Origin of the sequence: Pseudomonas sp. TKO26, from assembly GCF_003225665.1 — a bacterium.
In the GTDB taxonomy this organism is placed as follows: Bacteria; Pseudomonadota; Gammaproteobacteria; order Pseudomonadales; family Pseudomonadaceae; genus Aquipseudomonas; species Aquipseudomonas saponiphila.
Genome location: NZ_QKLN01000037.1, coordinates 72800 through 86966, shown reverse-complemented (window position 1 = coordinate 86966; position 14167 = coordinate 72800). Strand labels below are relative to the sequence as shown.

At 62.0% G+C, this 14167-nt stretch carries 14 protein-coding genes; 4 read left to right on the top strand and 10 right to left on the bottom strand.

What is annotated here, in order from left to right; genetic code table 11:
• Positions 1-92 precede the first annotated feature (92 nt).
• Positions 93-3566, top strand: a complete 3474-nt coding sequence (locus tag DNK59_RS26110; RefSeq protein ID WP_110725105.1) for a PAS domain-containing hybrid sensor histidine kinase/response regulator — start codon at positions 93-95, stop codon at positions 3564-3566.
• Positions 3567-3578: 12 nt separating this feature from the next.
• On the opposite strand, the gene rmuC is transcribed toward DNK59_RS26110, so the two are convergent.
• Together rmuC and DNK59_RS26100 are read right to left on the bottom strand one after the other, a co-directional pair.
• Positions 3579-4946, bottom strand: a complete 1368-nt coding sequence (gene rmuC, locus DNK59_RS26105; RefSeq protein ID WP_177431307.1) for a DNA recombination protein RmuC — start codon at positions 4944-4946, stop codon at positions 3579-3581.
• Between the two features lie 175 nt (positions 4947-5121).
• Positions 5122-5445, bottom strand: a complete 324-nt coding sequence (locus DNK59_RS26100; protein ID WP_082729289.1) for a hypothetical protein — start codon at positions 5443-5445, stop codon at positions 5122-5124.
• An 879-nt stretch (positions 5446-6324) separates the two neighbouring features.
• Between DNK59_RS26100 and DNK59_RS26095 the strand changes: the two genes are divergently transcribed.
• The 3 genes from DNK59_RS26095 to DNK59_RS26085 all read left to right on the top strand — a co-directional run bounded on the left by DNK59_RS26095 (position 6325) and on the right by DNK59_RS26085 (position 8734).
• A complete protein-coding gene (locus DNK59_RS26095) occupies positions 6325-6549 on the top strand; it encodes a hypothetical protein (protein WP_060840529.1) in 225 nt (74 codons plus the stop codon).
• Positions 6550-6820: 271 nt separating this feature from the next.
• On the top strand, positions 6821-7303 hold the full coding sequence (locus DNK59_RS26090) for a hypothetical protein (protein WP_016967458.1): 483 nt from the start codon (positions 6821-6823) through the stop codon (positions 7301-7303).
• A 144-nt stretch (positions 7304-7447) separates the two neighbouring features.
• Positions 7448-8734: an OmpP1/FadL family transporter gene (locus tag DNK59_RS26085; RefSeq protein ID WP_110725103.1), complete on the top strand. Its 1287-nt coding sequence runs from the start codon at positions 7448-7450 to the stop codon at positions 8732-8734.
• Between the two features lie 87 nt (positions 8735-8821).
• Here DNK59_RS26085 and DNK59_RS26080 read toward each other — a convergent pair whose 3' ends face one another.
• From DNK59_RS26080 to cobU, 8 genes are all read right to left on the bottom strand, one after another.
• Positions 8822-9373, bottom strand: coding sequence for a glutathione peroxidase (locus DNK59_RS26080; protein ID WP_092311800.1), 552 nt, complete (start codon positions 9371-9373; stop codon positions 8822-8824).
• Positions 9374-9428: 55 nt separating this feature from the next.
• Positions 9429-9551: a hypothetical protein gene (locus DNK59_RS32190; RefSeq protein WP_256596705.1), complete on the bottom strand. Its 123-nt coding sequence runs from the start codon at positions 9549-9551 to the stop codon at positions 9429-9431.
• Positions 9548-10750 carry an MFS transporter gene (locus DNK59_RS26075; RefSeq protein WP_110725102.1) on the bottom strand — a complete coding sequence of 401 codons (1203 nt, stop codon included), beginning with the start codon at positions 10748-10750 and terminating at the stop codon, positions 9548-9550. The genes DNK59_RS32190 and DNK59_RS26075 overlap by 4 nt, the downstream gene beginning before the upstream one ends.
• Before the next feature lie 52 nt (positions 10751-10802).
• A complete protein-coding gene (locus tag DNK59_RS26070; protein WP_016965798.1) occupies positions 10803-11207 on the bottom strand; it encodes a MarR family winged helix-turn-helix transcriptional regulator in 405 nt (134 codons plus the stop codon).
• 70 nt (positions 11208-11277) lie between these two features.
• Entirely contained in the window at positions 11278-12009 is a 732-nt protein-coding gene (locus tag DNK59_RS26065; protein WP_110725101.1) for an adenosylcobinamide-GDP ribazoletransferase, read from the bottom strand.
• A 1-nt stretch (position 12010) separates the two neighbouring features.
• A complete protein-coding gene (cobC, locus tag DNK59_RS26060; protein WP_110725100.1) occupies positions 12011-12583 on the bottom strand; it encodes an alpha-ribazole phosphatase family protein in 573 nt (190 codons plus the stop codon).
• Positions 12580-13635, bottom strand: coding sequence for a nicotinate-nucleotide--dimethylbenzimidazole phosphoribosyltransferase (gene cobT / locus DNK59_RS26055; protein WP_110725099.1), 1056 nt, complete (start codon positions 13633-13635; stop codon positions 12580-12582). Before cobT ends, cobC begins: the two co-directional genes overlap by 4 nt.
• Positions 13632-14153, bottom strand: a complete 522-nt coding sequence (gene cobU / locus DNK59_RS26050) for a bifunctional adenosylcobinamide kinase/adenosylcobinamide-phosphate guanylyltransferase (RefSeq protein ID WP_110725098.1) — start codon at positions 14151-14153, stop codon at positions 13632-13634. Before cobU ends, cobT begins: the two co-directional genes overlap by 4 nt.
• Positions 14154-14167: the final 14 nt, after the last annotated feature.

Sequence of the window (14167 nt, the reverse complement as noted above, 5' to 3'; positions counted from 1 at the left end):
CTGATACCTTGGTCGACACTGACGCCAACCACACATCGTGCCAGACTACCTGGCCGGGCTGAGGTGCCCGGTGTCTTTGCTCCGGAGTTTCCATGTCGTTGTCCAGCGGGCTGATCGCCGCCGTTGCCCTGGCCTATATGGCCGTCATGTTCGCTATCGCTTTCTACGGCGATCGTCGCAGCACGCCCCTGCCGCCGCGGGTCAGGGCCTGGGTATACAGCCTGTCGCTGGCCGTCTACTGCACCAGTTGGACCTTCTTCGGCGCGGTCGGCCAGGCCGCCGAGCAGCTCTGGGCCTTCCTGCCGATCTACCTGGGCCCGATCCTGCTGCTGGTACTCGCGCCCTGGGTGCTGCAGAAGATGGTGATGATCAGCAAGCAGGAGAACATCACCTCGATTGCCGACTTCATTGCCGCGCGCTACGGCAAATCCCAATCCCTGGCGGTGGTGGTGGCCCTGATCTGCCTGGTGGGCGTGCTGCCCTACATCGCCCTGCAGCTCAAGGGCATCGTCCTCGGCGTCAACCTGTTGATCGGCGCCGGGGCCGACGCCATGGGCACCCGGGCCCAGGATACGGCGCTGATCGTGTCGCTGATCCTGGCACTGTTCACCATCGTCTTCGGCACCCGCAACCTGGATGCCACCGAGCACCACCGCGGCATGGTGCTGGCGATTGCCTTCGAGTCACTGGTCAAGCTGTTCGCCTTTCTCGCCGTGGGCGCCTTTGTCACCTTCGGTCTGTATGACGGCTTCGACGACCTGTTCAACCAGGCCATGCTGGCGCCGCGCCTGGAGCAATACTGGAAGGAAACCATCAACTGGCCATCGATGGTGGTCCAGACCGGGGTGGCGATGATGGCGATCATCTGCCTGCCACGGCAGTTCCACGTCACCGTGGTGGAGAACATCGAACCCCAGGACCTGCGCCTGGCCAAATGGGTGTTCCCGGCCTACCTGGCACTGGCGGCGCTGTTTGTGGTGCCCATTGCCCTGGCCGGACAGATGCTCCTGCCCAGCAGTGTGCTGCCGGACTCGTTCGTCATCAGTCTGCCCCTGGCCCAGGCCCATCCGGCCCTGGCCCTGCTGGCGTTCATCGGTGGCGCTTCGGCCGCCACCGGCATGGTGATCGTGGCCAGCGTGGCGCTGTCGACCATGGTTTCCAACGACATGCTGCTGCCCTGGCTGCTGCGCCACAAGAATGCCGAGCGGCCCTTTGAAGTGTTCCGCCACTGGATGCTCTCGGTGCGCCGGGTCAGCATCGTGGTCATCCTGCTGCTGGCCTATGTCAGCTATCGCCTGCTGGGCTCCACCGCAAGCCTGGCGACCATTGGCCAGATCGCCTTTGCCGCGGTAACCCAACTGGCACCGGCCATGCTCGGCGCGCTGTACTGGAAGCAGGCCAACCGTCGCGGGGTGTTCGCCGGACTCGCCGCCGGCACCTTCATCTGGTTCTACACCCTGGTCCTGCCCATCGCCGCCCACAGCCTGGGCTGGTCCCTGAGCAGTTTCCCCGGCCTGGCCTGGCTGCACGGCAACCCGCTGAACCTGCCGATCACGCCCCTGACCCAGGGCGTGGTGCTGTCCCTGGCCGGCAACTTCACCCTGTTCGCCTGGGTTTCGGTGCTGTCACGCACCCGGGTTTCCGAACACTGGCAGGCCGGACGCTTCATCGGCCAGGAAATCAGCGGCCGCCTCAGCTCGCGCTCCATGCTGGCGGTGCAGATCGATGACCTGCTGAAGCTCGCCGCACGCTTTGTCGGCGAGGAGCGTGCCCGCCAGAGCTTCATTCGCTTCGCCTATCGCCAGGGCAAAGGCTTCAACCCGAATCAAAACGCCGACGGCGAGTGGATCGCCCACACCGAACGCCTGCTCGCCGGTGTTCTTGGCGCCTCCTCGACCCGTGCGGTGGTCAAGGCCGCCATCGAAGGCCGGGAGATGCAGCTCGAAGACGTGGTGCGCATCGCCGACGAAGCCTCGGAAGTCCTGCAGTTCAACCGCGCCCTGCTGCAAGGGGCGATCGAAAACATCACCCAGGGCATCAGCGTGGTGGACCAGTCGCTGAAACTGGTGGCCTGGAACCGTCGCTACCTGGAGCTGTTCGACTACCCCGACGGCCTGATCAGCGTCGGCCGGCCGATTGCCGACATCATTCGCCACAACGCCGAACGCGGCCTGTGCGGCCCGGGGGAAGCGGAAGTCCATGTCGCCCGGCGCCTGCACTGGATGCGCCAGGGGCGGGCCCATACGTCCGAGCGCCTGTTCCCCAACGGCCGGGTCATCGAGCTGATCGGTAATCCGATGCCCGGCGGCGGCTTCGTCATGAGCTTCACCGACATCACCCCCTTCCGCGAGGCCGAGCAGGCCCTCACCGAGGCCAACGAAGGCCTGGAGCAGCGGGTAGCGGAACGCACCCATGAACTGTCCCAGCTCAACGCCGCGCTGACCGAAGCCAAGGGCACGGCGGAAGCCGCCAACCAGTCCAAGACCCGTTTCCTAGCTGCCGTCAGCCACGACCTGATGCAACCCCTGAACGCTGCACGACTGTTCTCCGCCGCCCTCTCCCATCAGGACGACGGGCTCTCGCCCGAAGCCCAGCAACTGGTGCAGCACCTGGACAGCTCGTTGCGCTCGGCGGAAGACCTGATCAGCGACCTGCTGGACATCTCGCGCCTGGAGAACGGCAAGATCACCCCTGAACGCAAGCCTTTCGCGCTTAATGAGCTGTTTGACACCCTGGGGGCGGAATTCAAGGCACTGGCCCAAGAGCAGAACCTGCAATTTCGCGTGCGCGGCAGTCGCTTGCGGATCGACAGTGACAGCAAACTCTTGCGTCGGGTCCTGCAGAACTTCCTTACCAACGCCTTCCGCTACGCCAAGGGACCGATACTGCTGGGGGTACGCCGTCGCGGCGACTCATTGAGCCTGGAAGTCTGGGACCGTGGACCGGGCATCCCCCAGGACAAGCAGCAGGTGATCTTCGAGGAGTTCAAGCGCCTGGACAGTCACCAGACCCGCGCCGAAAAAGGCCTGGGCCTGGGCCTGGCGATTGCCGACGGCCTGTGCCGGGTGCTCGGCCACCCTCTGCAGGTACGCTCCTGGCCCGGCCGGGGCAGCGTCTTCAGTGTCAGCGTGCCCCTGGCCCGCAGCAGCGCAATTGCCCCGGGCAAGACCGCCGAGCTCAACGGCCAGTCGCTCAATGGCGGGCAAGTGCTCTGCGTGGACAATGAAGACAGCATTCTGATCGGCATGAACAGCCTATTGACGCGCTGGGGCTGTCAGGTCTGGACCGCGCGCAACCGCGAGGAGTGCGCGGCGCTGCTCAAGGAGGGCATCCGTCCGCAATTGGCGCTGGTGGACTACCACCTCGACGATGGCGAAACCGGCACCGACGTCATGGCCTGGCTACGCACTCAGCTGGGGGAGCCGGTGCCTGGCGTGGTGATCAGTGCCGATGGACGTCCAGAGATGGTCGCCCAGGTGCACGCGGCGGGGCTGGATTATCTGGCCAAGCCGGTTAAACCGGCCGCCCTGCGCGCCCTGTTGAGCCGGCATCTGCCACTGGGCTGAGCCTGTGGCAGATTACTCCGGCAACTCCAGTTCGCGCCCTTCGGCATCAGTCATGGCGCGCTCCAGCAAATCGCTCGGCAGGCTCTTGCTGGCCCGGGCACCCAGCAACTTGAGCTGCTCACTGCGGCTGACCAGGTTGCCCCGGCCCTCGGTCAGCTTGTTGCGCGCCGCCGAATAGGCCTTGTCCAACTGCTGCAGGCGATTGCCAACTTCATCCAGGTCCTGGATAAACAACACGAACTTGTCATACAGCCAGCCTGCGCGTTCGGCGATTTCCCGGGCGTTCTGACTCTGGCGCTCCTGTTTCCACAGGCTGTCGATCACCCGCAGCGTGGCCAGCAAGGTGGTCGGGCTGACGATCACGATGTGCCGGTCGAAGGCTTCCTGAAACAGATTGGGTTCGGCCTGCAGTGCAGCGGAAAAGGCCGCCTCAATGGGCACGAACAGCAGCACGAAATCGAGGCTGTGCAGCCCTTCAAGGCGCTTGTAGTCCTTGCCGGCCAGGCCTTTGACGTGATTGCGCAAAGACAGCACATGCTGCTTCAGGGCCGCCTGGGCAATCTGCGGATCATCGCTGCCGACATACTGCTGATAGGCGGTGAGGCTGACTTTTGAGTCCACCACCACCTGCTTGTCACCCGGCAGCATGATCAGCACATCAGGCTGGAAACGTTCGCCGTCCGGCCCCTTGAGGCTGACCTGGGTCTGGTACTCGCGCCCTTTCTCCAGACCGGCATGCTCCAGGACCCGCTCAAGAATCAGTTCGCCCCAGTTGCCCTGGGTCTTCTGGCCCTTGAGGGCGCGAGTCAGGTTGGTGGCCTCATCGCTCAGGCGCAGGTTCAGTTGCTGCAGGCGCTCCAGTTCCTTGGCCAGGGAAAATCGCTCGCGAGCCTCGGCCTGATAGCTTTCCTCGACCCGTTTCTCGAACGATTGAATGCGCTCCTTGAGCGGGTCCAGCAACTGTCCGAGACGCTGCTGGCTGGTTTCGGCGAAACGCTGTTCGCGCTCGTCGAAAATCTTGCCCGCCAACTCGGCAAACTGGGCCCGCAGTTCGTCCCGGGAACCCTGCAAATCGGTCAGGCGCTGCTGGTGGCTTTCCTGTTGCTCGCGCAGTTCGGCCTGCAACGAAGCGGCCTGGGCGTCCAGACGACGCAGTTCATTCTCTTTGGCTGCCCGCTCAAGGTTCCAGGCGTGGGCCGCATCACGAGCGTTATCGCGCTCGATCTGCAAAAGCTCCACTTCACGCCGCAAGGCGGCCAGGTCCGCTTGCTTGAGGGCGTTGGCCTGACTCAGATCACTGACTTCATCGCGGCAGGCATCCAACTGCGCGGCCAGGCCTTCCTGGGCCAGTTGGGCAGTGGCCAGCCGCTCTTCCAGCAGCGACAGCTCGCTCTGACTGGAACTGGCGCGCCGCTGCAGCTGCCAGGCCAACATCAGTAGCGGCAACGCCGCCCCCGCCAGGCCGAGCAGCAGGCTGGTCAAGTCCATAGCCATAGCGATTCCTGTCATCAAAATAAGAAATGAAGGTTAACCAAGCCACCGGAGGTTGGACAGTTCAGTCTTCGATCCGACCCAGCTCAAGTTGTGCACGGCGGTCGCCGGCACGCGCGGCCTGGCGCAATAGATCGTGACCGATACGGCGGTCCCGAGCGTTGCCGCACTCGCGGCACATCAACTGCCCCAGGCGACTCTGCGCCGCTACCACGCCATCACGCGCAGGTTGCTTGAGCAAGCGCCCGGCAAAGTACTTGACGTTGGTGTTGTGCCCCAGGCGTGGGCTGTCCAGCAGCCACAGGGCAACCCGCAGGGAAAAGCGCTTGGGCTCGGTAACACTGGCAGGGGTAGCGGTAACAGAGGGTGATACTGAGCGAAACTTCATAAAGCACTGTGGGGGCAGATCGGAAGGCGCGCCACTCTACTCCTTTTTTCGCTCGGGTAAAGACCAAAAGAGCCAGCATGCCCGTGCTAGAGCAAGCGCTTGGGACAATCCACAGAAGCTGTGGATAACTCAGTGGACAACCCCTCCACAACCCTCCCAAAGCCCCATGAGACGGGCTCTGCAGTCAAACTGACGATTTTTTCACCAGTAAAAAAAGACGATGTTTATCATTGACTTAAATTCTCGAGACAGGCTATGGGAGCCGCCCCGGCGAAGGTGACAACCCGGTGACATGTGGCGCAACAAGTGTGCACAACCCTGCGCAAATTCACCGCGCAAATGCACCACTTTCGTACACTCCACCGTATCGGAGGTGACACAGTCGTCACACCGTAACGTCGCTGCCCCAAGGAGTATTTTTCCTAGCACACTTGCATTCCTGCCTTCAACCCAATAGACTTCGCCCCGTTAGTACCAAGCTGAAAGTCAATTCTGGTCGAACAAGTCCCGCCGACACCTCTCGTAACGAGAACAACGTCGAATATCAAGGACCGACCACCTCGCTGGTTTCCAGGTAATTATCAAACTGACGCTGCCCTTGAAACGAAATCAAAGGCCGGCCCAAGTTGCTTACTCTGACCGAACCAACCTGCAAATTGATCAGGATCGCCACCCTGGGCGCAGAACCTTTGCCCTTGTTGTGTTGCCTGCCCTCCTAAGTACCTACCTGCCAGCCCTAGCGCAACCTTATTAAAGCGCTGCAACTGGCTGCTTTGTTCCAGTCGGGTTCTTCGTCTGACCAATGGTGGTCGACGTTACTGGAACGTTTTAACGTTGCACGGTTCTTAACCGTGTCATTTGTAGGAACACCTAATAATTATGTCTACTCAACTCCAGACTCAGGATGCCATTCGCACCCTAACCCACGCTTTTGCTCCGTTGAACTGCCTGATCATGGCCGCTCGCAAAGGCTGCTTCAGCTTCACCCTGGTCAACGAACACGGCATCGCCCGTCACAGCGAACGCCTGTATCCCGATCAATACTCCAGCGCCGAACCGCTGCAGGCCGTGATCGAGCGTACTCGCCAGGCCCTGGTGGCCTGATACGCCAGAGCGCTGAAAACCCAAGAGCCTCGCCTGATCGCGGGGCTTTTTATTGCCTGTAATTTGCCAATGCACGCCTCCAGCCAAAGTGCCAATAGATATAAGGTTTATAACAAGAGCTCGGAAATGTTTTAAAAACAGGCCTTTACAACATAGATATGACACTACACTTCAAGTCAGGCGGCCCGCGCCGCTTCCGGCAAACCTGATCCCTTCATTGCTGCCAAGCACCTTCGGGTTTCGCCGGCCACCTTCACCCCTCGAGGGCATTATGGGTATCGCCGCCAGCGAGTTGTGCCGCTATGTCATTCGCCCAACGCTGATGTACCTGGGCAGTCATAGCAAAACCGCTGAAGCCTTGTTGCTGGGCATTGCCGCCAGTCAGTCGGCGCTAGGCTCGGCACTGCACGATCGCCGCGGCCACGGCCTGTATCGCATCACTGAAGTGCGCCACCAGGCCCTCTGGGATCACTACCTGGCACTGGACCCGGAACGGGCCAGCCTGGTGAGAGGACTGGCCAGCCAACATGCATTCCTCGCCGGACCGCACCTGGAACTGACCGTCAATCTGCGTTACGCCACCGCGATCGCCTGGTTGCTGGTGGAACAACAACACACCCCGCTCCCCGCAGCCGACGATCTGCTCGGCATGGCCCGTATCTGGAGGAAGACCTTTCAACCACAAGGACGTTTGAGAGATTTCGCCTGCGCCTGGCAAACCTGCGTTTCGCCGTTGAGCCAAGTCGCCTGCTGACACCGGCTTTTACAAAATCGGAGAAAAAAGCCGATTTTGGTCGGATTGTCCTACAAAACACCAGAAAATCTACTGATTTAGCCTATAGCGCCATAGCCGAAATGTTGGTAATTTTCGCCACGGTGATCACCAGGAGTTCTAATAATGAAAAAAGTCATGCTCAAATCCACCATCAGTCTCGCCGTCGCACTTGCCTCTACCCAGCTATTTGCCAGCGGCTTTGCTCTTAACGAACAAAGCATTAGCGGCATGGGTACTGGTTTCGCGGGGCGCTCTTCCGCTGCCGATGATGCAAGCACTGTATTTGGTAACCCAGCCGGCATGTCTCGCCTCAAACGCCAGCAAGTAACTGGCGGTATGGCTGCTATCGATGCATCCACCGACCTTAAGGACACCAGCGGCAGCCGTAGCGGCACCAACAAGGGCGACATGGTGCCCTTCACCGCCGTACCCATGGGCTTCTACGTCAAACCAATCGATGACCAATGGGCATTCGGCCTGGGCGTTTATGCGCCGTTTGGTTTGATAACCGATTATGAAAGCAACTTTCAGGGACGTAACTTCGGCAGTAAGAGCGAAGTTAAAGTCGTAACCTTCCAGCCAACGGTCAGCTACGCCTTCAACGATAAAGTCTCCATCGGTTTTGGCCCGACCATCAACCGGATTTCTGGTGTGCTGGAATCGGCGCTGACCACTCCCGCCTCGCCTAATGACGGCCGGGTCCAGATCAAAGGCGACGACGTTGGTTACGGCTACAACATCGGGGTTCTGGTCCAGGCGACCGACACCACTCGTGTCGGCCTGACCTACCACTCCAAAGTGAACTACAAACTGGAAGGCCATACCGAAGTCACTCCAGGAGCCGGTACCAACCCGCTTCTTTTGAAAAGCAATCGTTATGACGCCTCCCTGAAGATCGAAACTCCAGAGTCCTATGACCTTTCGGTCACCCAGGAGCTGAACGATGCCTGGAAGCTCTATGCCGGTACCACCTGGACCCGCTGGAGCCGCTTGAAGGACATCACCGTCAACAACGAAGGCGTAACTGCCTCTTCCGGCGGCGCTCTGGCCCCTGTACTGAACCTTGGCACCATCAAGGAAGAGCAGAACTGGCACGACACTTGGGCTTACGCCATCGGCACCTCGTATCAGCTGAACAAACAGTGGACCTTGCGTACCGGTCTGACCTTTGACCAAGCGCCGACCAACAACACCGACCGCTCGCCTCGCATCCCTACCGGCGACCGGACCATCTTCAGCCTGGGTGCTGGCTGGAGCCCAACAGAAGACCTGACCATCGACGTGGCCTACTCCTACCTCAAGGAAGAGAAAGTCAACGTCAACCGCAAAAACGCACTCGGCCAGACCTACAACGCCGAGTACGAGAACAGCGCAAACGGTTTTGGCGTAGGTGCAACCTACCGCTTCTAATCGTTCCGAGGCCTGCGCCTCCAGAGCTGAATGAAAAAGCCCTGCCTCTCACGAGGCAGGGCTTTTTCAATTACCGGTACTGAATGCTCAAGACTTCGACGCCAACGCCTTCTCCACCGCCTCCAGGAATTCCGGATTATCCGGCTTGGTCAGGCTGGAAAAACTGGCAATCACATTGCCCTGCCGATCCACCACGTACTTGTAGAAATTCCACTTCGGCGCGCTGCTCTGCTGCGCCAGTACCTTGAACAGGTGCACCGCATCCGCCCCCAGGACCTTCTGTGGCTCGGTCATGGTGAAAGTCACGCCATAGTTGACGTAGCAGACCTTGGCCGTCTCGGCCCCATCCTTGGACTCCTGCTTGAAGTCGTTGGACGGCACGCCCACCACCTCCAGCCCCTGCTCCTTGTAACGCTGATACAGCGCTTCAAGGCCTTTGAACTGCGGAGCGAACCCACAGAAGCTCGCGGTATTGACCACCACCAGCGGCTTGCCGGCGAAGCGCTGACACAGATCGATGGACTCTTTGGCGTGCAACTTGGGCACAGATCCCTCCAACAACGCCGGACAATCCGCCGCCCAGGCCGAACCGGCAAACAGTGTGAGCAATGCCGGAACCACAAACCAGCGCTTAGCCATGTTCAGTGTCCTTCAATAGTCGTCGGATACCGACGTTACTCGCCCCTGCGCCCACCTAGCAAGCACCCATGCCCAACTGCATCAGCGCCAGTCCGCCGCGATGCCAGCCCCACCAGGCCAGCCACAACAGCCCAATGCCGACGCCCAGCCCGGCACTCCACCCCAGCCATGACTTCACGCTGCACTCGCCTGCAAGCGCGCCACCGGCCGCTCGCGCACCGGCCAATTGAGCGCCGCAGCCAACAGACTGAGAAGAATCGCCACCTGCCAGATCAAGTCGTAACTACCGGTACGGTCATACACCACGCCCCCCAGCCAACCGCCAAGAAAGGAGCCCAGCTGATGGAACAGAAACACGATGCCGCCAAGCATGGAGAGGTTCCTGACCCCGAACAGGGTCGCGACCGTGCCATTGGTCAAAGGCACGGTGGACAGCCAGAGAAAACCCATGGCCATGCCGAACAGATAAGCGCTGGTCTGGGTCACCGGCAGCCACAGGAACAGGCCGATCACCACCGCTCGCAACAGGTACAGACCGGTCAACAGCCGCGGCTTGGACATCCGTCCACCCAACCAGCCCGCCGTGTAAGTACCAAAGATGTTGAACAAGCCAATCAGCGCCAGCACCGTGGTTCCAACGGTTGCCGGTAGATGCTGATCCACCAGATAGGCCGGCAGATGCACGCCGATGAACACCACCTGGAAACCACAGACAAAGAAGCCGAACGCCAGCAACCAGAACCCCGAGTGAGAGCAGGCTTCACGCAGGGCCTCGCCCAGGCTCTGTTCATGCCCCAGCACCGGCAGCGGCTTGTCCTTGAGCATGCCGACCAGCGGCACGATCAGCGCCACCAGCAGCCCCAGCACCAGCAACGCCGTCGACCAGCCGAGCCAGCCGATCAGCCCCAGGGTTCCCGGGAGCATGGCGAATTGACCAAAGGAGCCTGCGGCACTGGTGATCCCCATGCCCATGCTGCGCTTTTCCGGCGGCAAGGCACGACCGACCACCCCGAGAATCACCGAGAAGGAAGTTCCGGACAAACCGATGCCAATCAGCAACCCGGCACTCAGGGACAGGCTCAGAGCCGAATCCGAAAGCCCCATGAACACCAAGCCCACCGCGTACAACACACCACCGATCAACACCACCCTGGCAGCCCCAAAGCGGTCGGCCAGGGCTCCGGTAAAGGGCTGGGCCAACCCCCAGATCAGGTTTTGCAGGGCAATGGCAAAGGCGAACACCTCACGCCCCCAACCGAACTGCGCACTCATGGGCGGCAGAAACAGGCCAAAACCGTGCCGCACGCCCAGGGACAGCGCCAGGATCAATGCACTGCCGAGGAGGACCCAACCGCTGGTGCGCCACATCGATGACATTTTTATTCTCCAGTTACGGGTATATACCCGCTTATGATCGAACGAAGCGGCATCAGGCCAGTTCGTTCAGCAAGGCCAACAAGGTTTCACGCTTCTGCGCGCCCAGGCGATCGATCAGCCGCTGCTGAGCCGCCTCCCAGGCCGGCAAGGCCGCCGCCAGTCGCTCGTGCCCCGCCTCGGTCAGTTGCACCAGGCGATTGCGCTGATCGTCACCTTCCAGCAAGCGAACCAGACCGGCCGCCTCCAGCACCCGCACATTGCGTCCCAGAGTACTGCGATCCAGGCCCATGGCCTCCGCCAGGCTGGAAATGCTCGGCTGATCGAGACGCAGCAGATTGTTCAGCAAGGAATACTGGGCGACGTTAATCCCGAAGCCATCCAGGGCGCCGTCGTAATACCTGCTGACGCCACGCGCGGCACGACGCAGATTGGTGCACAAACACTGAGAGGGAAGCATGGTGCGTGTATATACCCGCGATTAACTCAAGGCAAGAATTTTCAACTCAATCGGCAAATCCGGATCTGCCTCAAAATGCCACCACCGCCAGCAGCACGGTCACTTCCAGCAACTCCAGCAACGCCCCGGCGGTGTCTCCGGTGGTGCCGCCCAACCGCCGCATCATCAAGTGTCGCAGCCAGACAAACAGCAACAGCGCCAGCAACAGTGCCCAGAGTCCGCTGTAACCCCCCACCAGCCAACACCCCAGCAGGCTCACGCCCAGCACCTGGCGCCCGGCCAGCCGCGGCAGGTGATCGGCCAGGGCCTGCCCCAGGCCGCCGGCGCGAACATAGGGCGTGCAGAGGAACAATCCGAGCAGCGCCGCGCGCCCGATCAGCGTCGCCAGCAACAAGGCGAACGCCTGCTGCTGCTCGATCAGCGCCACCAGAGCGGCGAACTTGAGCAGCAACACCAGCACCAGAGTCACCACCGCGATCGGTCCGCTGCGCGGGTCCTTCATGATGCTCAAGGTGCGCTCGCGGTCGCCAAAGCCTCCTAGCCAGGCATCGGCGCTGTCGGCCAGCCCGTCCAGGTGCAGGCCGCCGCTGAGCAGGACCCAGGCAGCCAGCAGCAGCGCCGCATGCAGCAGCAACGGCGTTCCTGCAAGCAGCGCATTCAACCCCCACAGCAACAGCCCAAACAACAGCCCTACCAGCGGATAGAACAACAACGAGCGCCCCAGCTCTTGGGGTTCCGGCATGCCCGGCAAGCGCACCGGCAAACTGCTGAGAAACTGCAAGGCAATCCAGAACGGCAACATCTCAGCCCTCCTCGCTCAGCAGACCCGGGGCGACTTTCAAGCGGAACAACGAGCCATGACTGACTTCGACACTCAACAACTGCTCCCGGGGCAGCCCCCGCGCACGAGCCAGCAACAGGCGCATGACCCCGCCATGACTGATCAACAGCACCCGCTGCCCGGCCCACGACTGGTACAGGCCATCAATGGCCCCCAGCACCCGCTGGGAAAAGTCCGCCACCGGCTCTCCCTGGGGCGGTGTAAAGCTGTAGGGATCAGCCCAGAAACGTCCCAGGTCCTCAGCCTCGGTATCCATCAGCGCCGCCGCGCTGCGCCCTTCCCAGGCGCCAAAATGCAGCTCCCGCAGATCGGGCGCCAGACTCAGGGGCAGCCCCAGCCGGGCGGCCAGTTGCTCGGCAAACCGCGAACAGCGCTGCAACGGCGAACTGACGATCCGATCCCAGGGCCCGCGTCCCTGAACCCCATCGCGCATCTGTTGCCAACCACGCTCCGTCAGGGCGTCATCCAGACTGCCGCGCAGGCCGCCGCCCAGTTCGGTTTCCCCGTGGCGCAACAGGTCCAGGTGCAAGGTCATGCCGGGCGATCCGCCACCGCCGCCTCGGCGAAGGTCGCCATCTGCCCGTGCAGATCGCAGGCCAGACGCAGCAATGGCACCGCCAGCGCCGCACCGCTGCCCTCTCCCAGACGCAAGCCCAGGTCCAGCAGCGGCTCGGCCTCAAGGGCCTGCAACACATAGCGGTGTCCTGGCTCCGCCCCCTGATGGGCAAACAGCAGCCAAGGACGACAGGCCGGATTCAGCCGCACCGCCACCAGCGCCGCGACGCTACAGATAAAGCCATCCACCAGCACCGCGATGCCTTCCTGGGCACACGCCAGATAGGCGCCCACCAGCGCCGCCACTTCAAACCCGCCCAGGTTGAACAGGGTTTGCAGGGCATCGCCACGGCAGGCGGCATGCCGTGCCAGGGCCCGCTCGATCACTTGAGCCTTGTGGCTGACGCCGGCGGCATTCAGGCCGGTGCCAGGACCGGCCAATTGCGCCACCGGGATATCCAGCAAGGCACAGGCAATGGCGCTGGCCGCCGTGGTGTTGCCAATGCCCATCTCACCGCCGATAAACAGCTGGGCTCCCTCGGCGCGGGCCCGCAACACGCTGTCGCGCCCGGCCTGCAGGGCCTGCTCGCCCTGAGCCGGAGTCATGGCCGGTCCCTGGACAAAACTCTGCGTACCCGCTCCCAGGTTCAGGTGGCGCACTCCCGGCAGGTTCAAGCCGGACGCCACCGTTCCCAGGTCCACCACTTCCAGTTGCGCCCCCAGTTGCCGCGCCAGCACGCTGATCGCCGCCCCGCCACTGACAAAGTTCAGCAGCATCTGCCCGGTGACCTCTTGCGGATAGGCCGACACTCCTTCGGCAACCACCCCGTGATCACCGGCGAAGATCGCGATCCACAGCCGCTCCAGGCCAGGCTTGAGGCGCCCCTGCAAACCGGCCAGGCGCACTGCCAAAGGCTCCAGCTGGCCGAGCGAGCCGGCCGGCTTGGTCAGTTGCTGCTGTCGCGCCAATGCTTGCTCGACCATCTGCGCATCGATCGCCTTGCATGGATTCAGCCACCAGGAGTTACTCATAACGCAGTTCCTTTCAAAGTCAGGGGCAGGCCGGCCACCGTCAGCACCACACGCTGACAGCGCTCGGCCAGAGCTTGATGCAGCCAACCGGCTTCATCCACGTAACGGCGAGTCAATTCGCCCAGCGGCACGACACCCATTCCGGTTTCGTTGCTGACAAAAATGATCGTTCCAGGCAGACCGGGCAGGCACTGCAACAAGGCGTCGCGCTCGGCCAGCAGACGCTCCTGGTCGTCCAGCATCAGCAGGTTGGTCAGCCACAGGGTCAGGCAATCCACCAGCAGGCAATGCCCGGGGGCCGCGGCTTGCTGCAGTACCCGGGCCAGCTCCAGCGGTTCTTCGATCAAGCCCCAATGACTCGGCCGGCGCTCGCGATGATGGGCGATACGCTGGTTCATCTCGCCATCCAGGGGCTGGCTGGTGGCGATGTAGGTGACCGCCAGGGCGCTGTCGGTGGCGAGTTGTTCCGCCAGGCGACTCTTGCCGGAACGGGCGCCACCGAGAATCAGTTGCAGCATGCTTGAGCACCTTT

Bases quoted from the DNA above. Each gene is read 5' to 3' on its own strand.
- DNK59_RS26075 (WP_110725102.1), bottom strand. From the start codon at position 10,750: ATGTCATCGATGTGGCGCACCAGCGGTTGGGTCCTCCTCGGCAGTGCA.
- DNK59_RS26110 (WP_110725105.1), top strand. From the start codon at position 93: ATGTCGTTGTCCAGCGGGCTGATCGCCGCCGTTGCCCTGGCCTATATG.
- DNK59_RS26070 (WP_016965798.1), bottom strand. From the start codon at position 11,207: ATGCTTCCCTCTCAGTGTTTGTGCACCAATCTGCGTCGTGCCGCGCGT.
- cobT (WP_110725099.1), bottom strand. From the start codon at position 13,635: ATGAGTAACTCCTGGTGGCTGAATCCATGCAAGGCGATCGATGCGCAG.
- cobU (WP_110725098.1), bottom strand. From the start codon at position 14,153: ATGCTGCAACTGATTCTCGGTGGCGCCCGTTCCGGCAAGAGTCGCCTG.
- DNK59_RS26100 (WP_082729289.1), bottom strand. From the start codon at position 5,445: ATGAAGTTTCGCTCAGTATCACCCTCTGTTACCGCTACCCCTGCCAGT.
- DNK59_RS26065 (WP_110725101.1), bottom strand. From the start codon at position 12,009: ATGTTGCCGTTCTGGATTGCCTTGCAGTTTCTCAGCAGTTTGCCGGTG.
- cobC (WP_110725100.1), bottom strand. From the start codon at position 12,583: ATGACCTTGCACCTGGACCTGTTGCGCCACGGGGAAACCGAACTGGGC.
- DNK59_RS26080 (WP_092311800.1), bottom strand. From the start codon at position 9,373: ATGGCTAAGCGCTGGTTTGTGGTTCCGGCATTGCTCACACTGTTTGCC.
- DNK59_RS26095 (WP_060840529.1), top strand. From the start codon at position 6,325: ATGTCTACTCAACTCCAGACTCAGGATGCCATTCGCACCCTAACCCAC.
- DNK59_RS26085 (WP_110725103.1), top strand. From the start codon at position 7,448: ATGAAAAAAGTCATGCTCAAATCCACCATCAGTCTCGCCGTCGCACTT.
- DNK59_RS26090 (WP_016967458.1), top strand. From the start codon at position 6,821: ATGGGTATCGCCGCCAGCGAGTTGTGCCGCTATGTCATTCGCCCAACG.